The organism is Streptomyces sp. 35G-GA-8, from assembly GCF_023534745.1.
Classification (GTDB): Bacteria; Actinomycetota; Actinomycetes; order Streptomycetales; family Streptomycetaceae; genus Streptomyces.
In genome coordinates this window covers 1-18,983 of the sequence record NZ_JAMHJQ010000020.1, presented here as the reverse complement: position 1 = coordinate 18,983, position 18,983 = coordinate 1, and the positions used below count along the sequence as shown (strand labels likewise).

At 70.4% G+C, this 18,983-nt stretch carries 19 protein-coding genes; 15 read left to right on the top strand and 4 right to left on the bottom strand.

Annotation, left to right across the window (positions count from 1 at the left end):
• Window positions 1-18: 18 nt before the first annotated feature.
• The 3 genes from M1203_RS33810 to M1203_RS33800 all read left to right on the top strand — a co-directional run bounded on the left by M1203_RS33810 (window position 19) and on the right by M1203_RS33800 (window position 3,878).
• Window positions 19-1,464: an aldehyde dehydrogenase family protein gene (locus M1203_RS33810; protein ID WP_249953679.1), complete on the top strand. Its 1,446-nt coding sequence runs from the start codon at window positions 19-21 to the stop codon at window positions 1,462-1,464.
• A gap of 131 nt (window positions 1,465-1,595) precedes the next feature.
• Window positions 1,596-3,569 (top strand): acyl-CoA dehydrogenase family protein, encoded by a 1,974-nt coding sequence (locus M1203_RS33805; RefSeq protein ID WP_249953678.1) that lies wholly within the window; start codon window positions 1,596-1,598, stop codon window positions 3,567-3,569.
• A 126-nt stretch (window positions 3,570-3,695) separates the two neighbouring features.
• Window positions 3,696-3,878 (top strand): hypothetical protein, encoded by a 183-nt coding sequence (locus M1203_RS33800; RefSeq protein WP_249953677.1) that lies wholly within the window; start codon window positions 3,696-3,698, stop codon window positions 3,876-3,878.
• 117 nt (window positions 3,879-3,995) lie between these two features.
• Here the strand turns inward: M1203_RS33800 and M1203_RS33795 are convergent, their stop codons facing one another.
• Entirely contained in the window at window positions 3,996-5,192 is a 1,197-nt protein-coding gene (locus M1203_RS33795) for a glycoside hydrolase family 64 protein (RefSeq protein ID WP_374404650.1), read from the bottom strand.
• Between the two features lie 187 nt (window positions 5,193-5,379).
• On the opposite strand from M1203_RS33795, the gene M1203_RS33790 reads away from it, so the two are divergent.
• From M1203_RS33790 to M1203_RS33755, 8 genes are all read left to right on the top strand, one after another.
• Complete coding sequence (locus M1203_RS33790) at window positions 5,380-5,871, top strand: nucleotidyltransferase domain-containing protein (protein ID WP_249953766.1); 492 nt, start codon at window positions 5,380-5,382, stop codon at window positions 5,869-5,871.
• 185 nt (window positions 5,872-6,056) lie between these two features.
• Window positions 6,057-6,818 (top strand): hypothetical protein, encoded by a 762-nt coding sequence (locus M1203_RS33785; protein WP_249953676.1) that lies wholly within the window; start codon window positions 6,057-6,059, stop codon window positions 6,816-6,818.
• 82 nt (window positions 6,819-6,900) lie between these two features.
• Window positions 6,901-8,166, top strand: coding sequence for a 1-deoxy-D-xylulose-5-phosphate reductoisomerase (gene dxr, locus M1203_RS33780; RefSeq protein WP_249953675.1), 1,266 nt, complete (start codon window positions 6,901-6,903; stop codon window positions 8,164-8,166).
• The gene (locus tag M1203_RS33775) at window positions 8,163-9,464 is read left to right on the top strand and encodes an RIP metalloprotease (RefSeq protein WP_249953674.1); all 1,302 of its coding nucleotides are present in this window, start codon (window positions 8,163-8,165) and stop codon (window positions 9,462-9,464) included. The genes dxr and M1203_RS33775 overlap by 4 nt, the downstream gene beginning before the upstream one ends.
• Window positions 9,465-9,627: 163 nt before the next feature.
• Window positions 9,628-10,782, top strand: coding sequence for a flavodoxin-dependent (E)-4-hydroxy-3-methylbut-2-enyl-diphosphate synthase (gene ispG / locus M1203_RS33770; protein ID WP_249953673.1), 1,155 nt, complete (start codon window positions 9,628-9,630; stop codon window positions 10,780-10,782).
• 196 nt (window positions 10,783-10,978) lie between these two features.
• Entirely contained in the window at window positions 10,979-11,824 is an 846-nt protein-coding gene (locus M1203_RS33765; protein ID WP_249953672.1) for a DUF4081 domain-containing GNAT family N-acetyltransferase, read from the top strand.
• A gap of 16 nt (window positions 11,825-11,840) precedes the next feature.
• Window positions 11,841-12,422 (top strand): GNAT family N-acetyltransferase, encoded by a 582-nt coding sequence (locus tag M1203_RS33760; RefSeq protein ID WP_249953671.1) that lies wholly within the window; start codon window positions 11,841-11,843, stop codon window positions 12,420-12,422.
• A 67-nt stretch (window positions 12,423-12,489) separates the two neighbouring features.
• The gene (locus M1203_RS33755; RefSeq protein WP_249953670.1) at window positions 12,490-14,181 is read left to right on the top strand and encodes a proline--tRNA ligase; all 1,692 of its coding nucleotides are present in this window, start codon (window positions 12,490-12,492) and stop codon (window positions 14,179-14,181) included.
• 82 nt (window positions 14,182-14,263) lie between these two features.
• Here M1203_RS33755 and M1203_RS33750 read toward each other — a convergent pair whose 3' ends face one another.
• Genes M1203_RS33750 through M1203_RS33740 form a run of 3 tightly spaced genes read right to left on the bottom strand, consistent with a single transcriptional unit; the run spans window position 14,264 to window position 16,277 of the window.
• Window positions 14,264-15,190 carry an aminoglycoside phosphotransferase family protein gene (locus tag M1203_RS33750; protein ID WP_249953669.1) on the bottom strand — a complete coding sequence of 309 codons (927 nt, stop codon included), beginning with the start codon at window positions 15,188-15,190 and terminating at the stop codon, window positions 14,264-14,266.
• Window positions 15,191-15,222: 32 nt separating this feature from the next.
• The gene (locus tag M1203_RS33745; protein WP_249953668.1) at window positions 15,223-15,699 is read right to left on the bottom strand and encodes a ferritin-like domain-containing protein; all 477 of its coding nucleotides are present in this window, start codon (window positions 15,697-15,699) and stop codon (window positions 15,223-15,225) included.
• A complete protein-coding gene (locus M1203_RS33740; RefSeq protein WP_249953667.1) occupies window positions 15,696-16,277 on the bottom strand; it encodes a hypothetical protein in 582 nt (193 codons plus the stop codon). Before M1203_RS33740 ends, M1203_RS33745 begins: the two co-directional genes overlap by 4 nt.
• Before the next feature lie 122 nt (window positions 16,278-16,399).
• Here M1203_RS33740 and rimP point away from each other — a divergent pair, with 122 nt between their 5' ends.
• The 4 genes from rimP to M1203_RS33720 form a co-directional block, all read left to right on the top strand.
• A complete protein-coding gene (gene rimP, locus M1203_RS33735) occupies window positions 16,400-16,897 on the top strand; it encodes a ribosome maturation factor RimP (protein WP_249953666.1) in 498 nt (165 codons plus the stop codon).
• Between the two features lie 2 nt (window positions 16,898-16,899).
• Window positions 16,900-17,943: a transcription termination factor NusA gene (gene nusA / locus M1203_RS33730; protein WP_249953665.1), complete on the top strand. Its 1,044-nt coding sequence runs from the start codon at window positions 16,900-16,902 to the stop codon at window positions 17,941-17,943.
• Window positions 17,944-18,113: 170 nt separating this feature from the next.
• Window positions 18,114-18,404, top strand: coding sequence for a YlxR family protein (locus M1203_RS33725; protein ID WP_249953765.1), 291 nt, complete (start codon window positions 18,114-18,116; stop codon window positions 18,402-18,404).
• Between the two features lie 149 nt (window positions 18,405-18,553).
• Window positions 18,554-18,983 (top strand): translation initiation factor IF-2 N-terminal domain-containing protein (locus M1203_RS33720; RefSeq protein ID WP_249953664.1); only part of this gene is annotated, 430 nt, incomplete at its 3' end.

The window sequence follows — 18,983 nt, the reverse complement described above, 5'->3', positions numbered from 1 at the left end:
GAAGGGCCCGGACTCGCAATGACTTCCACCCACGCTTTCTGGCTCGCCGGCCGCCAGGCCACCGGCGAGGACACCTTCGATGTCACCTCCCCCTGGGACGGCCGGCTCGTCGGCACCGTGGCCGTGCCGACCGAGGACCAGGTCGAGGAGGCCGTGGCCGCCGCGCACGCCGTCCTGGACGAGTTCGCCGCGACGCCCGCGCACGTACGGGCCGCCGCGCTCGACCATGTCTCGCGCAGGCTCGTCGAGCGCACCGAGGAGATCGCCCGGCTGATCTCCGCCGAGAACGGCAAGCCCCTCAAGTGGGCCCGGGGCGAAGTCGGCCGCGCCGTCTCCGTCTTCCGCTTCGCCGCCGAGGAGGCCCGCCGCTTCAACGGCGGGGACGCCCAGCGTCTCGACACCGACGCGGGCGGCGCCGGCCGCCTCGCCCTGACCCGCCGCTTCCCCCGTGGCGTCGTCCTGGGCATCGCGCCGTTCAACTTCCCGCTCAACCTCTGCGCCCACAAGATCGCCCCGGCCATCGCGGTCGGAGCCCCGATCATCCTCAAGCCCGCCCCGGCGACCCCGCTCTCCGGCCTCCTCCTCGGCGAGCTGCTGGCCGAGACCGAGCTGCCGGCCGGCGCCTGGTCCGTACTGCCCGTGCCGAACGACCGGATGCCCGCCCTCGTCCAGGACGAGCGGCTGCCGGTGATCTCCTTCACCGGCTCGGACAAGGTCGGCTTCGCGATCATGGACTCCGTGCCGCGCAAGCACTGCACGCTCGAACTCGGCGGCAACGGCGCGGCCGTCGTCCTCGCCGACTACGCGAGCGAGAAGGACCTGGACTGGGCGGCGACCCGGATCGCCACGTTCTCGAACTACCAGGGCGGCCAGTCCTGCATCTCCGTCCAGCGCGTGATCGCGGACGCCTCGGTGTACGAACGTCTCGTCCCCAAGGTCATCGCCGCGGTCGAGGCCCAGGTCACCGGCGACCCCGGCGACGACGCCACCGATGTCGGGCCGCTCGTCAGCGAGGACGCGGCCAAGCGCGTCGAGTCGTGGGTCGACGAGGCGGTACGGGCCGGCGCCCAGCTGCTCACGGGCGGCAAGCGGGATGGCGCCGGCTATGCCCCGACGGTGCTGTCCGAGGTCCCCGAGGACGTCACGATCTCCCGCGAGGAGGTCTTCGGGCCCGTTCTCACCCTGCGCCGGGTCGAGAGCGAGACCGAGGCGTTCGAGAAGGTCAACGACTCGAAGTACGGCCTCCAGGCCGGGGTGTTCACCCATGACCTCCAGGCCGCCTTCCGCGCCCACCGCGCGCTGGAGGTCGGCGGCGTGATCATCGGTGATGTCCCCTCGTACCGCGCCGACCAGATGCCGTACGGCGGTGCCAAGCAGTCCGGCGTCGGCCGTGAGGGCGTCCGGTTCGCGATGGACGACTACACGTACGAGCGCGTCATGGTGCTCACGGGCCTCGCCCTCTAGAAGCGCCCCGGGGGCCTCCGCGGCCCGCGCCACGACTGGTGCGGGCCGCCGGAATCGGGTAGATACGGACGAGTAGTACCAGGCCGGTTGAACCGTCACTGGACCCGACTCCGCGGCGAGGTGAGTTCCTCATGTCCGCCCCATCCGCACCCTCAGCAGCATCCGCACCGCAGGAACCCCAGGGCACGCCCAAGGTCTCCGAGCGGGAAGCGCGCCAGGTCGCCGAAGCGGCCCGGGAACAGGGCTGGCGCAAGCCGAGCTTCGCCAAGGAGATGTTCCTCGGCCGCTTCCGTCTCGATCTCATCCATCCGCACCCGATGCCCGCGTCCGAGGACGTCAAGCGCGGCGAGCAGTTCCTGACCAAGCTCCGCGAGTTCAGCGAGACGAGGATCGACGGCGCGCGGATCGAGCGCGAGGCCCGGATCCCCGACGAGGTGATCAACGGCCTCAAGGAGCTGGGCGCGCTCGGTATGAAGATCGAGACCAAGTACGGCGGGCTCGGCCTCACCCAGGTGTACTACAACAAGGCCCTGGCCCTGGTCGGCTCCGCCAGTCCGGCGATCGGCGCGCTGCTCTCCGCCCATCAGTCGATCGGCGTACCGCAGCCGCTGAAGCTTTTCGGCACCCAGGAGCAGAAGGACACGTTCCTGCCGCGCCTGGCCCGCACCGACATCTCGGCCTTCCTCCTCACCGAGCCGGACGTGGGCTCCGACCCCGCCCGGCTGGCCACCACCGCCGTGCCCGACGGCGACTCGTACGTCCTCGACGGTGTGAAGCTGTGGACGACCAATGGAGTCGTCGCCGATCTGCTCGTCGTGATGGCGCGCGTGCCGAAGACGGAGGGCGGGAAGGGCGGCATCACGGCGTTCGTCGTCGAGGCCGGCTCCCCGGGCATCACGGTCGAGAACCGCAACGCCTTCATGGGCCTGCGCGGTCTGGAGAACGGTGTCACCCGCTTCCACCAGGTCCGGGTGCCCGCCGCGAACCGCATCGGCCCCGAGGGCGCGGGCCTGAAGATCGCCCTCACCACCCTCAACACCGGCCGGCTCTCGCTGCCCGCGATGTGCGTGGGCGCCGGCAAGTGGTGTCTGAAGATCGCCCGCGAATGGTCGGCCGCCCGCGAGCAGTGGGGCAGAGCGGTCGGCCGCCACGAGGCCGTGGGCGCGAAGATCTCGTTCATCGCCGCCACCACGTTCGCTCTGGAGGCGGTCGTGGACCTGGCCTCCCAGATGGCGGACGAGGACCGCAACGACATCAGGATCGAGGCGGCCCTGGCCAAGCTGTACGGCTCCGAGATGAGCTGTCTGATGGCCGACGAGCTGGTCCAGATCCGGGGCGGCCGAGGCTTCGAGACCGCGGACTCCCTGGCCGCGCGCGGCGAACGCGCCGTACCCGCCGAACAGATGCTCCGCGATCTGCGCATCAACCGGATCTTCGAGGGCTCCACGGAGATCATGCATCTGCTGATCGCGCGCGAGGCGGTCGACGCCCATCTGTCCGTCGCGGGCGACATCATCGATCCGGAGAAGTCGCTCTCGGACAAGGCGCGGGCCGGTGCGCAGGCGGGCCGGTTCTACGCCCGCTGGCTGCCGCAGCTGGTCACGGGGCCGGGCCGGTTGCCCGGCTCGTACGCGGAGTTCCACCCGGCGGGACACCCGGACCTGTCGACGCATCTGCGCTATGTCGAGCGCAACGCGCGCAAGCTCGCCCGCTCCACCTTCTACGCCATGTCGCGCTGGCAGGGCCGGATGGAGACCAAGCAGGGCTTCCTCGGCAGGATCGTGGACATCGGCGCCGAACTGTTCGCGATGAGCGCGGCCTGTGTACGGGCCGAGCTGATGCGGACGAGCGGCGACCACGGCCGTGAGGCGTACCAGCTGGCCGACGTCTTCTGCCGGCAGGCCCGTATCCGGGTCGAGGAGCTGTTCACACGGCTCTGGTCCAACACGGACGACCTGGACCGCAAGGTCGTGAACGGTGTCCTGGCCGGTACGTACACCTGGCTGGAGGCCGGGATCATCGACCCGAGCGGTGAGGGCCCCTGGATCGCGGACGCGACTCCGGGACCGTCCCGGCGGGAGAACGTGCACCGTCCGATCCACTGAAGCGAGGCATATTTTCCTCTACATTTTGCCCGCTTTGTGGGTAAAATGTAGAGGAATGGTAGGGATGCCTACCGCGCCTCCCGTCCGAGCCGGGCGGGGTCCGTCGACCTCTGTGAGGGGGTTGCCATGGCCGGCGACGCCGACTTCTACGCACATGGGCGGCCGGAGAACCCACAGCTCCGGGAGGACCGGCCGCGCGGAGGCGGACCGAAGGGGCCGCCCCCGGTCCACAGCACGGCCTGGAAGGTCATGGCCGTCGCCATCGCGATCATCGTGATCATCCTGGCGGGAATCCTGCTGTTCCCGTGAGGGCCGCCGTTCCCGCGAAGGCCGCACCCGTGAGGGCCGCTCGGCCCACCCGTAACCCCGCCCCATGACCGGAGTCAACCGACCGGTCATGGGACGGTCATGTGTGACGGGTCGCGATCAGTTGAACGGGTCGAGCGTGATGGAGGCCTGCTGCGGGTCACCGTCGTGCACCAGTGACTCGTAGTTGCCGACGTCGTCGAAGGCGAAGGCGTACGCCTTGCCGTCGGCCATCCGCTCGTGGATCTTCTTGGCGTAGTGGTTGGTCACCCCGTCCTGGTAGAAGCCGGCCGGACTCGTGTCCGGCTGGTTGGGGTTGACCAGGAGCGTGGAGCGGTTGAACCCCGCGCAGAGCGTGCGCGAGATCGGCCCGCGTACGAGGTCGTTCGGTGCGTCCAGCAGCTTGTAGCAGCCGAAGATCGAGTCGGAGTCGGGCTTCTGGAAGGACGTGACGACCGCTCCCGCGCTGTTGGTGAAGTTCATGGTGTTGCCCGAGACCCGGCCGAAGTACTTGGTGTTCGGCTGGTCCGCGAACGGTGTCACCGTCAGCGTGGAGGTGGTGTACCTGCTCCACACCCGGTTGATGTAGTCGTCCATCACGGAGGCGGGCAGGTTGCCGGCCCCGATGCCGTGACCGGGCGAGAGGGCGCGCAGGATCGTGCCGTCGGACCGGGTCTGGATCAGGTTGGCCCAGCCGCCCGGCTGGCTCCTGAGGGAGTCGAAGAATCCCTGGTAGCCGCCCGCCTTGAGATGGCCGGTGGTCTTGGTGGTGCCGTTGGAGGCCCGGACGCCGACGGCGTAGGGCGCCGAGAACATATCGACCTGTGTGCTGTTGATCCACAGTCCGGCGTCATTGAGTGTGTATTCGGTCCAGTTGAACAGGATGTTCCGGTTCGGGTCGGACGGGTTCTGCACGGCGGGCTGCACCAGTCCGCCGGTCGTCAGCCTGAAGTCGAGCTTCTGGCCGTACGAGAAGTAGACCCTGCCGGAGAACTTCGGCATCCGGATCGTCGTGGACTGCCCGTTGGCGGGTCCGGCGATCGACGCGTCGGGCGCCGGGGTGGGGGGATTGCCGCCGGCGGGCCAGGCGTGGAACGTGCCGTTCGCGTCGGCCCAGCCCTGCTGGCCCGTCGTGAGCAGGGTGCCGAGGTTGTAGATGTAGACCGGGTCCGTGCGGCCGGAGTTGTTCGTGATGGTGAGCGGAATGGTCGTGGGAACCGCGGCCTCGGCGGGAGCCGCGGGGCCGGCGGCCGAGAACCCCGTTGCGAAGATCACCGCGGCGGCCAGCGCCGCGAGCAACTTTCTGGTGCCAAGCACGCTCTACCTCCTGCTGTGTGGGGTTGAGGAGCGGGTTGAGAGCGCTCTCAGAATCGGGCCGCGGGTGAGGTGTGTCAATGCGCCCGACCCAACTCGCCCCAGCGGCGGTGCGTTCCCCGGACCGGCCGGGGGGCCGGGAAAATGACTGGCGGCGACCGGAGTTGACGGCGTAGCGTGCCGCCGCGTGATGAACGCCGACGACGTACTGACCGTGCTGGACCTGCTGCGGAAGGCCGACGCGGACGTCTGGATCGCCGGAGGCTGGGGCATCGACGCCCTGCTCGGCACCCAGACCCGCCCCCACCGCGATCTGGATCTCCTGCACCGCGCCGACCAGGAACCCCGTGTCATCGAGGCGCTCGCCGCCGCGGGCTTCGCCGAGACCCTGGACTGGCGCCCGGTGCGTTTCGTACTCGCCCGCCCGACGGGCGTGGAGATCGATCTCCACCCCCTCTCCTTCGCCCCGGACGGCTCGGCGCTCCAGTCCTCACTGGACCCGGAGCAGCCTTATGTGTACCCGGCGGAGTGCTTCACCACGGGCACCATCGGGGATACGACGGTCCGGTGCATCTCGGCCGGGCAACAGGTCCTCTTCCACCAGGGATACGAGCCGACCGACCGGGACCGCCACGACATGGCCAGGCTCCGCGAGAAGTTCGGCATCACGACCCACTACTGAGCGACGGACAGACCCCGCGCCGGCGCTTCCGGTACGCGGGTCAGCACGGCCGGCAAGGGCCCCCATAAGCTCAGCGGCGCAGAGCAGACGTAGGACCAGGCGCGCCGTCGACGCGGCGCGATCGACTCACGACGGGGGCAAGGATGTTCGGGGCCGGGAAGCGGTGGGCGCGGGGTCTTGGGGCGGTGGCCGCAGGGCTCGTACTGGTCGGGGTGGCCGCGTGCGGTGGTGACGGGCAGAGCGCCGACGACGGCAAGGGCGGGAAGGCGAGCGGCGAGGCGAGCGGGAATCCGGCCGAGGGGCCCTCCGTCGCCGCCTCCACCTCCGCCGCCGGGCCCGCGCCGCTCACCGTGGACCGGCTCACCGCCGCGTCCCTGACCGACGGCGAGCGCGTCGGCGCGTACACCGCCTCCGAGTACGCCCTCGGCGCGCCCCTCGGTGACGACTACACCGCCGATCCCGCCGTCTGCCAGCCGCTCGTCAGCCTCGCCAAGGGCGCCACCGCGTTCGACCCCGTCGCCGAGGTCCAGCGCAAGGCCGACATACCCGACGAGATGCTCGGCCTCACCGTCTCCGTACAGCTGCGTTCGTACACCGCGCCGGACGCGACCGGTGTGATGAAGGCCCTCGCCACGGCGGGGCGGGAGTGCGCGGGCGGGTTCACCGAGGACCGGGCGCTGGCGCGGGCGACCTATCTGAAGGTGGAGCCCGCCACCGCCCCGGACGTGGGGGACGAGGCGAGGGCGTACCGCTTCACCATCCTCGACGTGAAGGGCACGCTGAAGCTGTACGAGTATCTGACCGTCGTACGGTCCGGCTCCACCACGCTCTCCTTCCGCGCCGAGATCACCGGCACGAAGGATGTCGGGGGAGTGCCCGACGAGATCGTCCAGGCCCAGTGGCAGAAGTTCCGGTCGGTGGCCGGGGAAGCCGCGGAAAAGCCGTGAATCAGCCATCAGAACCGGCGCACGGGAACACCTGCGGGGGCGCGCTGTCCTCCCGGCGCGGGGATGAGGCAAGAATGGGGGCATGAGCGACTGCCCAGCCCCTCTCGCCGATCCGCACACCACCTTCGATCCGATCGAAGGCCGCCGGGACATCGTCGTCCTCGGCTCCACCGGATCCATTGGCACGCAGGCCATCGACCTGGTCCTGCGCCACCCCGACCGCTTCCGTGTCACCGCGCTCTCCGCCGCCGGCGGTCGTGTGGAACTGCTCGCCGAGCAGGCGTGGCGGCTGCGGGTCCGTACCGTCGCGGTCGCGCGCGAGGAGGCCGTGCCCGCGCTCAGGGAGGCGCTCGCCGGGCGGTACGGGACGGGTGAACCGCTCCCCGAGATCCTCGCGGGACCCGACGCCGCCACGGCGCTGGCGGCGTCGGACTGTCACACCGTGCTCAACGGCATCACCGGCTCCATCGGACTCGCGCCGACCCTCGCCGCCCTCACGGCGGGCCGTACGCTCGCGCTCGCCAACAAGGAATCGCTGATCGTCGGCGGACCGCTGGTGAAGGCCCTGGCCCGCCCCGGCCAGATCATCCCCGTCGACTCCGAGCACGCCGCGCTCTTCCAGGCGCTGGCCGCCGGCACCCGCGCCGAGGTGCGCAAGCTCGTGGTGACGGCCTCCGGCGGGCCCTTCCGGGGCCGTACGAAGGCCGAACTGGCGCATGTCACCCCCAAGGACGCCCTCGCGCACCCCACCTGGGCCATGGGTCCGGTGATCACGGTCAACTCCGCGACCCTCGTCAACAAGGGCCTCGAAGTGATCGAGGCGCATCTGCTGTACGACATTCCCTTCGAACGCATCGAGGTCGTCGTACACCCCCAGTCGTATGTCCACTCGATGGTGGAGTTCAACGACGGTTCGACCCTGGCCCAGGCGACCCCGCCCGATATGCGCGGGCCGATCGCCTTGGGCCTCGGCTGGCCGCACCGGGTGCCGGACGCCGCGCCCGCCTTCGACTGGACCACGGCCTCGACCTGGCAGTTCTTCCCGCTCGACACCGAGGCGTTCCCTTCCGTGGGACTCGCCCGGCACGTCGGCGCCCTGGGCGGCACGGCCCCCGCGGTGTTCAATGCCGCGAACGAGGAGTGCGTGGACGCGTTTTTGGCGGGACGGCTGCCGTTCAACGGCATCATGGATACGGTCACGGAGGTCGTCGCGGAGCACGGCACCCCCCGTACGGGAACCTCGCTCACCGTGGCGGACGTCCTCGAAGCGGAGACCTGGGCCCGCGCCCGGGCCCGTGAAACGGCAGCGAAATTCAGTGCAGAACAGCCAGCGGAGGCTCGCGCATGACGATCCTGTTGACGGTCCTCGGCATTCTCGTCTTTGTCGTGGGGCTGCTCTTCTCCATCGCCTGGCACGAACTGGGCCATCTCTCCACGGCCAAACTCTTCGGCATCCGCGTGCCCCAGTACATGGTCGGCTTCGGGCCGACCCTCTGGTCGCGCACGAAGGGCGATACGGAGTACGGGATCAAGGCGATCCCGATGGGCGGCTATATCCGGATGATCGGAATGTTCCCGCCGGGCCCCGACGGCAAGATCGAGGCGCGCTCCACCTCGCCGTGGCGCGGGATGATAGAGGACGCGCGCTCCGCCGCCTTCGAGGAGCTGGGGCCGGGCGACGAGAAGCGCCTCTTCTACACGCGCAAGCCGTGGAAGCGCGTGATCGTGATGTTCGCGGGCCCGTTCATGAACCTCGTCCTCGCCGCCGTGATCTTCATCGGTGTGGCGATGAGCTTCGGCTTCCAGACCCAGACCACCCAGGTCGCCGGCGTCCAGCAGTGTGTGATCTCGCAGAGCGAGAAGCGCGACACCTGCGAGAAGAAGGACCCCGTCTCGCCCGCGCGCGCGGCCGGTCTCCAGAAGGGCGACAAGATCGTCGCCTTCGACGGACAGCGCGTCGAGGACTGGGCGACGCTCTCCGGCCTCATCCGTAAGACGATCGGCCCCGCCACCATCACCGTCGAGCGCGACGGCACCGAGAAGGTGCTCCACGCCACGCTCGCGAAGAACATGGTGGCCGAGAAGGACTCCGACGGAGAGGTCGTCCCGGACAAGTACGTACCGGCCGGCTATCTCGGCTTCGCCGCCTCCACCGAGATCGTCCCGCTCTCCTTCCCGCAGTCCGTGGACCGGATGGGCACCATGATCGGGGACGGTGTCGAGTCGATCCTGGCCCTGCCCTCCAAGATCCCCGACCTCTGGAGCGCGGCCTTCGGCGACGGCCCCCGCAAGGACGACTCACCGGTCGGTGTGGTCGGCGCGGCACGCATCGGCGGCGAGGTGATGACGCTCGACATCCCCGCGCAGAACCAGATCGCGATGATGCTGTTCCTGCTCGCGGGCTTCAATCTGTCGCTCTTCCTCTTCAACATGCTGCCCCTGCTGCCCCTCGACGGCGGGCATATCGCGGGCGCGCTCTGGGAATCGCTGCGGCGCAGGCTCGCACGGCTGTTCAAGCGGCCCGACCCGGGCCCGTTCGATGTGGCGAAGCTGATGCCCGTCGCCTATGTCGTGGCGGGGATCTTCATCTGCTTCACCCTGCTCGTCCTGGTCGCCGATGTCTTCAACCCCGTCAAGATCAGCTGATTGAATCCGTTTCGCGGCGGCCGGACACCATTCGTGTCCGGCCGCTTACCTTTGGGTGGAGTTTTCGCGAGGATGTGCCCGGCCCGCACGCGGTGGCGTAATCTCGGGGGCTGGAGCCCGCCGATCTCGGGACCTCGATCCACACCTTGGGGTTGCACAGCAGATGACTGCAATTTCTCTCGGAATGCCGTCCGTTCCGACGAAGCTCGCCGACCGACGGGTCAGCCGTCAGATCCAGGTGGGGTCGGTGGCGGTCGGCGGGGACGCGCCGGTCTCGGTGCAGTCGATGACAACGACGCGTACGTCGGACATCGGCGCCACGCTGCAGCAGATCGCGGAGTTGACGGCGTCCGGCTGCCAGATCGTACGGGTGGCGTGCCCGACGCAGGACGACGCGGACGCGCTGGCGACGATCGCGCGGAAGTCGCAGATCCCGGTGATCGCGGACATTCACTTCCAGCCGAAGTACGTGTTCGCGGCGATCGACGCGGGCTGCGCGGCGGTGCGGGTGAATCCGGGGAACATCAAGCAGTTCGACGACAAGGTCAAGGAGATCGCGAAGGCGGCCGGTGAGACCGGCACCCCGATCCGGATCGGCGTGAACGCCGGTTCGCTGGACGCGCGTCTGCTGGCGAAGTACGGCAAGGCCACCCCGGAGGCGCTCGTCGAGTCGGCGCTGTGGGAGGCGTCGCTGTTCGAGGAGCACGGCTTCCGGGACATCAAGATCTCCGTGAAGCACAACGACCCGGTGATCATGGTCAACGCGTACCGCCAGCTGGCGGCGCAGTGCGACTATCCGCTGCACCTCGGCGTCACCGAGGCGGGCCCCGCGTTCCAGGGCACCATCAAGTCCGCGGTGGCCTTCGGCGCCCTCCTCAGCGAAGGCATCGGCGACACGATCCGGGTTTCCCTCTCCGCCCCGCCCGCGGAGGAGGTCAAGGTCGGCATCCAGATCCTGGAGTCGCTGAATCTGCGTCAGCGCCGGCTGGAGATCGTCTCCTGCCCCTCCTGCGGCCGGGCCCAGGTCGATGTCTACAAGCTGGCCGACGAGGTGACGGCCGGTCTGGAGGGCATGGAGGTCCCGCTGCGTGTGGCCGTCATGGGCTGTGTCGTGAACGGTCCTGGCGAGGCCCGCGAGGCCGACCTCGGTGTCGCGTCCGGCAATGGCAAGGGCCAGATCTTCGTGAAGGGCGAGGTCATCAAGACCGTCCCGGAATCGAAGATCGTGGAGACCTTGATCGACGAGGCCATGAAGATCGCGGAGCAGATGGAGAAGGACGGCGTCGCCTCGGGCGAGCCCGAGGTCTCCGTCAGCTGACCGCGGCCACCCAAGACCTGTCCGGCCATGGACATATGTTCGCGACGGATCCCGCAGCCACCGCCCCCGGGCATCGGCTGCGGGCTCTTTCGTGACTCTGACCTGCGGCGATACCGGACCCCGCTCCGATGAGCGGCATACCGGGAAGGGTCCGGGTACAGTGCGGGGATCGGCATACGTATGGTGAGGCCCCCTCGTGTTGACGCAGACCACCACCCGGGTCCTCGAACCCAGCGAACTCGACGCCGCGCTCGCCATCCTGGAGAGCGAGCCCGTCGAAAACGCCTTTGTGACGTCCCGCGTGCAGGTCGCGGGGCTCGACCCCTGGCGTCTCGGTGGCGAGATGTGGGGCTGGTACGCGGACGGGCGGCTGCGCTCGCTCTGCTACTCCGGTGCCAATCTCGTCCCCATCTGCGCCACCCCCGAGGCCGTGCGCGCCTTCGCCGACCGGGCACGCAGGGCCGGCCGCCGCTGCTCCTCGATCGTCGGCCCCGCCGGGCCCACCGCCCAGCTGTGGCGGCTGCTCGAACCGAGCTGGGGCCCGGCCCGCGAGATCCGCGCCCACCAGCCGCTGATGGTCACCGAGCGGATTCCCACCTCGGTCGCGCCCGACCCGCTCGTACGCCGAATCCGCAAGACCGAACTCGAAGTGATCATGCCCGCCTGCGTGGCGATGTTCACCGAGGAGGTCGGTGTCTCCCCGCTCGCCGGGGATGGCGGACTGCTCTACCAGGCGCGTGTCGCCGAACTCGTCGGCGCGGGACGCTCGTTCGCCCGTATCGACGACGGCAGGGTCATCTTCAAGGCCGAGATCGGCGCCGCCACCCCCCGGGCCTGCCAGATCCAGGGGGTCTGGGTCGACCCCGAATTCCGCGGTCGCGGCCTGTCCGAGGCGGGCATGGCGGCGGTCGTGCGGTACGCGCTGGCCGATGTCGCGCCCGTCGTGAGCCTGTATGTGAACGACTACAACACCCCTGCCAGAGCCGCGTACCGCCGGGTGGGTTTCCGTGAAGTGGGTGCCTTCATGAGCGTGCTGTTCTGAAAGTAGGGTTCGGCCCATGCTGAGCATTCCCGGGCGGGGCCCCCGCACCCCCGACGTACAGGTAGGGCCGGTCGATCTCGCCGCACGCGTCGACGAGGCGCTCGCCGTACAGGCCCTCGCCTTCGGGCTCAGTGCCGACGAGATCGAGGTACGCCGCCATATCGTGCTCCGGCATCTGCTGCTGCGCGGCTCCCGCGCCCTCGGCGCGACCACCGCGGCCGGCCGGCTCGTCGGCTTCGTATACGGACTGCCGAACGACCGCGCCCACTGGTGGTCCAGCGTCGTCGAGCCGTATCTGCGCACCACCGGCTCCGAGGACTGGCTCATCGACTCCTTCGTGATCACCGAACTGCATGTCCACCCGGAGTTCCAGGCCCGCGGCATCGGCCGCGCGCTGATCACCACGATCACCGACGGCGCCGGCGAACCCAAGTCGATCCTGTCCGCGATCGACATCGAGAGCCCGGCCCGCCGCCTCTACCGCGCGCTCGGCTACACCGACCTGGCACGCCAGGTCCACTTCCCCAGCGCCCCCAAGCCGTACGCCGTGATGGGCGCCCCGCTCCCGCTGCGCCGGGCGGGCGGCGCGGAGAACTGATTTCCGCCCGCGGGCGTGCCCCGGCTAACCTCCTGGCATCAGCCGAGAGAACGCAGGAGTGCTCCCCATGTCCCAGGTCCAGCGCATGTCCCGTTTGATGGTCAAGACATTGCGCGACGACCCGGCGGACGCCGAGACGCTCAGCCACAAGCTGCTCGTCCGCGCGGGGTATGTCCGCCGTACGTCCGCCGGCATCTGGAGCTGGCTGCCGCTGGGCAAGAAGGTCCTCGAGAACATCTCGCGCGTCGTCCGCGAGGAGATGGACGCGATCGGCGCGCAGGAGGTGCTGCTGCCCGCACTGCTGCCCAGGGAGCCGTACGAGGCGAGCGGCCGGTGGGAGGAGTACGGCGATCTGCTGTTCCGCCTCAAGGACCGCAAGGGCGCCGACTATCTGCTCGGCCCCACGCACGAGGAGATCTTCACCCAGGTCGTCAAGGACCAGTGCACGTCCTACAAGGACCTGCCGGTGATGCTCTACCAGATCCAGACGAAGTACCGCGACGAGGCGAGGCCGCGCTCCGGCGTGCTGCGCGGGCGCGAGTTCCAGATGAAGGACTCGTACTCCTTCGACACCACCGACGAGGGCCTGGCCGAGTCGTACGCGCTGCACCGCGCCGCCTACCAGAAGATCTTCGCGCGCATCGGTCTCGACTTCCGTATCGTCTCGGCGGTCTCCGGCGCGATGGGCGGCTCCGCCTCCGAGGAGTTCCTGGCGCCCGCCGCCGCCGGTGAGGACACCTTCGTGGACTGCCCGGCATGCGACTACGCGGCCAACACGGAGGCCGTCACATTCGCCGCGTCCGTGCCCGCGGCGACCGAGCCCGGCCCGGTCGAGGAGCTGGACACCCCCGACACCCCGACCATCGAAACGCTCGCCGCGCACCTCGGGGTGCCCGCCTCGGCGACGCTGAAGAACCTCCTCGTCAAGGTCGACGGCGAGATCACCGCGGTAGGCGTCCCCGGCGACCGCGAGGTGGACCTCGGCAAGCTGGGCGAGCACCTCGCCCCCGCCGTGGTGGAGCTGGTGACGGCCGAGGACTTCGAGGACCGCCCCGAGCTGGTACGGGGCTATGTCGGCCCGCAGGGCCTCAAGATCCGCTACATCGCCGACCCGCGCGTCGCGGCCGGCACCGCCTGGATCACCGGAGCCAACAAGCCCGACACCCACGCGCGCAATGTGGTCTGCGGCCGCGACTTCGAGGTCGACGACTATCTCGACGTCGTCGTGGTCGAGGAGGGCGACCCCTGCCCGGTCTGCGGCACCGGCCTCAAGCTCGACCGCGCGATCGAGATCGGCCATATCTTCCAGCTCGGCCGCAAGTACGCCGACACCTTCCAGCTCGATGTCCTCGGTCAGCAGGGCAAGCCGGTCCGCGTGACCATGGGCTCGTACGGCATCGGTGTCTCGCGCGCGGTGGCGGCCCTGGCCGAGCAGAGCGCCGACGAGCAGGGGCTGTGCTGGCCCCGCGAGATCGCCCCGGCGGACGTCCATGTCGTCGCGGCGGGCAAGGCGCTCCAGACGGAACTGGCGCTGGACGTCTCCGAGCAGCTGTCGGCCGCCGGTCTGCGGGTGCTGGTGGACGAGCGTCCCGGGGTCTCGCCGGGCGTGAAGTTCACCGACGCCGAACTGATCGGTGTCCCCAAGATCCTGGTGGCGGGCCGCCGCGCGGCCGAAGGCGTCCTGGAGCTGAAGGACCGCCGTACGGGCGAGCGCGAGGAGCTGACCGTCGCGGAGGCGATCGCCCGCCTCACCGCCTGACCGGGGCCCATCGAGGGACGGGCTCGCGCCGAGCCCGTCCCGTCCCGTTCTGTCCGGTCCGCCGGACAGGACCTAACGCCCTCTACAGCCAGCCCGCGAACTCCAGCAGCATCTCCCCGCTCTGCCGACGTCCCGCCCGAAGCGTGCGCACCCCCGACTCCACCGCACGGAACAGCGTCCACCCACGCACCCGTTCCCGGTCCAGATCCAGCGAATCGGCCAGTCTGTTGACGCGCCGACGGGCCGAGGACGGCCCCGACGAGGCCGCCACCAGGTCCTCGACCCGGTCGCGCACCAGCCGGGCCAGATCATAGGCGCGCTCACCGACCAGCGGTTCCGGGCCGACCGCGAGCCAGGGCGCGCGGTCCCCGGCGAGCACCTTGCCCTGACCGAAGGCGCCGTGCAGGAGCTGTACCTCGGCGGCGGAGGCGCAGAGTTCGTCCCGCGCCGCCAGCGCGGCCGACACCAGCGGCCCGAGCGAGTCGTCGGCGGTCGTCCGCAGCGCCACCGCCTCCCGCGCGGTCCGCTCGGCCACCGTCTCGAAGCCATGGCCCCCGGGCGGGTCGACCCACAGCCGACGCACCGTACCCGCCGCTTCGAGCAGCGACTTCGCCTCCGGCAGGGAGCGCAGCGACACCTCGGGATGCAGCCGCTCCAGGAGCAGTGCGCGACCGGCGGTGTCCGGGGCGTCCGCGCCGTCCTCGTCCGCGGCGTCGAGCAGTTCCACCGCTCCCCAGCCCTTCCAGTGCGCCAGCGCCGCCCGCTCCAGTGAAGGAGCGGCGAACGGCGGGACGATCTTGAGCGTCGCGGGGGAGCCGTCGGACCGCCGTACGAGCAGCACCAGGCCGCTCCGACCGCCGGGCGCGATCACCCGCTCGACCTCAAGACCCCGCCGGGCGACCGCCTCACCCGCGAGGGCGGGCAGTCGGCCGAGCCATTCGGCCGCGGCCGTCTCCCCGTACCTCTCGCCGAGCGTGCGCACCAGACGCTGCGGCGGTTCGAAACCCATACGTGCGTTGTTCCCTTTCCGAGGTCACGGGCTCACGCGCGCTCGGCGAGCCCAGGAAAGGCTACGCCGCTCCCGCGCCAGCGCACCGCGCGCACGGCGGCCTCGCGCAGCGCGCCCGCCGCCTCCCGCCGCAGGGGGCCCTCCGAGGCCCGTACGAGATCCGAGTAGACGGCCGCGACCCGGTCCTCCAGTTCGGCGGCCAGCCGTACGGCCGCGGCGGAATCCGGTACGGGGAAGGGCAGGGTGTACGCGGGGGCAGCGACGGCTGGTGTACCGCCCAGGTCCCGTACGGTCCGCGCCAGCGCGTCACGCCGGGCGCGGTGCGCCGCGTGCGCGCTGGTGGCCTCGCTCCGGCGCTCGCCCCCGACGCGACCGCCGACGACCCCGTACCCGTACACCGCCGCGTGCTCGGCGGCGAGCGCGGCCTGCGCGGCGTCCAGCGTGCCGTCGCCCGTCGCGGCCTGCGAGCCGGTTGTCCGCGCGGTGCGCACCGTCCACGCCGTGCTCATGAGCGGGATCCTTCCATCAGCAGATAGGCGTGGGCGGCGCTCGCCGCCGCGAGAGAGGCCAGCAGCCGGGCCAGCTCCGGGGGCGCCTCCATGAGCGCCGTGGTGTGCGCGTCGCTGGTACGGCGCTCGGTCGCGGCCAGCGCCCTGAGGGCCTCGGCCGGTTCCGCGGGGATCGCGGACGAGGCCGGCGCCGGCCCGGCGGCCGTGACGGAGACGGACGGAGTGGGGGAGGGCCGCGCGGACGGGCTCGCGGACTCGGAAGGCTCCGGGGCCAGCGCCGCCAACTGCTGTGCGACCGCCGCCCGCAGCGGAGCCAGCCGCGCACGCTGCCCGGGGTGGCGCTTCAGCACGGCGTCGTACTGCCCCAGCAACTTCCGGTTGGCGCCGGCCGCGCGGGCCCGCAGCGCGCGCTCCAGCTCGGCCGCCCGCGCGATTCCCGCCGGGCTGTCCGCGGCCGGGGAGTCCTGGGAACAGCCGGTCACCAGACCGGCCGTCGCGGCGCCCGCGGCCATCAGCGCATGCCTCCGTGTCGTCCCCGTGCGCCCCACGCGTCTCTCCTCGGGCTTCGCGATGATCACCGCAGGCGAGCGTACCCGCGGGTCACCCCCGGGTGGACGGCAACACCCCTTGGGACCGGATACCCTTTGATCTGACACGCGACGATCCCCACAACAGCACACGCGGCCGAGGAGTCACCCGGATGAGCACCACCCAGAGCGAAAGGCTGCGCGGACTGCTGGAACCACTCGTCAGCGCGAAGGACCTGGATCTGGAAGAGATCGAGGTGTCCCGGGCGGGCAGGCGTCGCGTGCTGAGGGTCGTGGTCGATTCCGACGAGGGCGTGGACCTCGACGAGTGTGCCGAGCTGAGCCGCTCCATCTCCGACAAGCTCGACGAGACGGACGCGATGGGCGAGGACGAGTACCAGCTCGAAGTGACCTCCCCCGGCGCGGAGCGCCCGCTGACAGAACACCGCCACTACGTGCGCGCCGTGGGCCGGCTGGCCAGGTTCCAGCTGCACGACGACGGCGAGCTGGTGGCCCGCATCCTCACCGTCGACGACGAGGGGCTCGACCTCGAAGTGCCGGGCGTGAAGGGGCGCAAGCCCACCGCCCGCCGGATCGAGTTCCCGGGGATCGACAAGGCGCGCGTGGAGATCGAGTTCAGCCGCAAGGACAAGAAGGAAGAGGAGGCGTAGCCGTGGACATCGATGTGAAGCTCCTGAAGGGCTTGGCACAAGAGAAGGAGATTCCCTTCGACCTGCTGGTCGAGGCGATCGAATCGGCACTCCTCATCGCCTACCACCGCACCGAGGGCAGCCACCGGCGCGCCCGGGTCGTACTGAGCCGGGACACCGGCCATGTCACGGTCTGGGCCAAGGAGGACCCGGCCGATCTGGAGGAGGGCCAGGAGCCCAAGGAGTTCGACGACACCCCGTCGGACTTCGGCCGGATCGCCGCGACCACCGCCCGCCAGGTCATCCAGCAGCGGCTGCGCGACGCCGAGAACGACGTGACCTTCGGCGAGTACGCCCGCCGGGAGGGCGATATCGTCGCCGGCCTGGTCCAGCAGGGCAAGGACCCGAAGAACGTCCTGGTCAAGCTGGACGACAAGCTTGAGGCCATCCTTCCGGTGCAGGAACAGGTGCCGGGCGAGGAGTACACCCACGGTCTTCGGCTGCGTACGTATGTGGTCAGGGTGGCCAGAGGGGTGCGCGGGCCGTCGGTGACGCTGTCGCGTACCCACCCCAATCTGGTGAAGAAGCTCTTCGCGCTGGAGGTCCCGGAGATCGCGGACGGCTCCGTCGAGATCACCGCGATCGCCCGCGAGGCCGGCCACCGCACCAAGATCGCCGTACGGTCGACACGTTCCGGTCTCAATGCCAAGGGCGCCTGCATCGGCCCGATGGGCGCGCGTGTGCGTAATGTCATGGCCGAGCTGCTGGGCGAGAAGATCGACATCGTGGACTGGTCGGACGACCCGGCCGAGATGGTCGCGAACGCGCTGTCCCCGGCCCGGGTCAGCAAGGTCGAGGTGGTCGATCTGGGTGCCCGCTCCGCGCGGGTGACCGTGCCCGACTACCAGCTGTCGCTGGCGATCGGCAAGGAAGGGCAGAACGCCCGGCTCGCCGCCCGGCTGACCGGCTGGCGCATCGATATCCGGCCGGACACGGAGCCCACGGACGACGACCGCGACCGCGGCGACGACCGGGAGCGCGGTCGTGACGACCGGGGACCGCGGTAGCGACCACGGCTGATCATCCGGTTCGAATGATCAAGGAATGACCGGCGGTGCGGGCCCCTCGCGGTAGGTCGCGACGAGGCCACGCCGGACACCGACGTGATCTTTCGGGCGGCAGGCGTTCGAACCTTGCCCCAAAGGGGTGGGGGCGGCGCGGGGAGGTAGACTTGAGCGTGTCTGGCCGGACGGTCGACCGTGCATGCCCTGAACGAACCTGTGTGGGCTGCCGGGAGCGAGCGGCCAAGAACGATCTGTTGCGCATCGTGGTGGCCGGAGAACAATGTGTTCCCGATCAACGCGGTACGCTGCCCGGCCGGGGTGCGTATCTGCATCCCGCCTTGATCTGTCTCGATCTGGCGGTCCGCCGCCGGGCGTTCCCCCGGGCCTTCCGGGTCCAGGGACCGCTCGACAGCGCGGACCTGCGCCGGGTTGTCGAGGCGATCACAGTGCAGGCAGCACTGTAGGAAGAAGTACGGCACGGAACCCCGTGCGGTTCAGGTACCTCGCGAGTTGGAAGTAGGTCGAGATTGCGATGAGCACTCGATGAGTACGCGATGAGTACGCCCATGAAGTAGCGACGGTCCGGCGGTAACCCGGACCTAAAAGGAGCGAAGTGGCTAAGGTCCGGGTATACGAACTCGCCAAGGAGTTCGGCGTGGAGAGCAAGGTCGTCATGGCCAAGCTCCAGGAACTCGGTGAATTCGTCCGTTCGGCGTCGTCGACGATCGAGGCGCCGGTCGTACGCAAACTGACTGATGCTTTGCAGGGTCCCGGCGGCAACGCCGGCAAGACCGCTGCCAAGCCCGGGGCGCCCCGCAAGGCGACCCCCGCCAGGCCCGCCGCGCCCTCTCCGGCGCAGGCGGCACGTCCCGCTGCCCCCAAGCCCGGCGTTCCGGCCCCCAAGCCGGCCGTCGCCGAGGCCCCCAGGAGCACCCCTTCCCCCGCGCCGACGCCCGGCCCGCGCCCGGCCCCGCGCCCCGCGGCCGCCGCGCCGAAGCCGGCGCCCGCCGCACCGGCGGCCCCGGAGTTCACCGCGCCCCCGT

Excerpts from the sequence above, each read along its gene's own strand:
- M1203_RS33805 (WP_249953678.1), top strand. The coding sequence starts at position 1,596 with ATGTCCGCCCCATCCGCACCCTCAGCAGCATCCGCACCGCAGGAACCC.
- M1203_RS33800 (WP_249953677.1), top strand. The coding sequence starts at position 3,696 with ATGGCCGGCGACGCCGACTTCTACGCACATGGGCGGCCGGAGAACCCA.
- M1203_RS33760 (WP_249953671.1), top strand. The coding sequence starts at position 11,841 with ATGCTGAGCATTCCCGGGCGGGGCCCCCGCACCCCCGACGTACAGGTA.
- M1203_RS33810 (WP_249953679.1), top strand. The coding sequence starts at position 19 with ATGACTTCCACCCACGCTTTCTGGCTCGCCGGCCGCCAGGCCACCGGC.
- M1203_RS33750 (WP_249953669.1), bottom strand. The coding sequence starts at position 15,190 with ATGGGTTTCGAACCGCCGCAGCGTCTGGTGCGCACGCTCGGCGAGAGG.
- M1203_RS33790 (WP_249953766.1), top strand. The coding sequence starts at position 5,380 with ATGAACGCCGACGACGTACTGACCGTGCTGGACCTGCTGCGGAAGGCC.
- rimP (WP_249953666.1), top strand. The coding sequence starts at position 16,400 with ATGAGCACCACCCAGAGCGAAAGGCTGCGCGGACTGCTGGAACCACTC.
- M1203_RS33755 (WP_249953670.1), top strand. The coding sequence starts at position 12,490 with ATGTCCCAGGTCCAGCGCATGTCCCGTTTGATGGTCAAGACATTGCGC.
- M1203_RS33745 (WP_249953668.1), bottom strand. The coding sequence starts at position 15,699 with ATGAGCACGGCGTGGACGGTGCGCACCGCGCGGACAACCGGCTCGCAG.
- M1203_RS33775 (WP_249953674.1), top strand. The coding sequence starts at position 8,163 with ATGACGATCCTGTTGACGGTCCTCGGCATTCTCGTCTTTGTCGTGGGG.
- ispG (WP_249953673.1), top strand. The coding sequence starts at position 9,628 with ATGACTGCAATTTCTCTCGGAATGCCGTCCGTTCCGACGAAGCTCGCC.
- dxr (WP_249953675.1), top strand. The coding sequence starts at position 6,901 with ATGAGCGACTGCCCAGCCCCTCTCGCCGATCCGCACACCACCTTCGAT.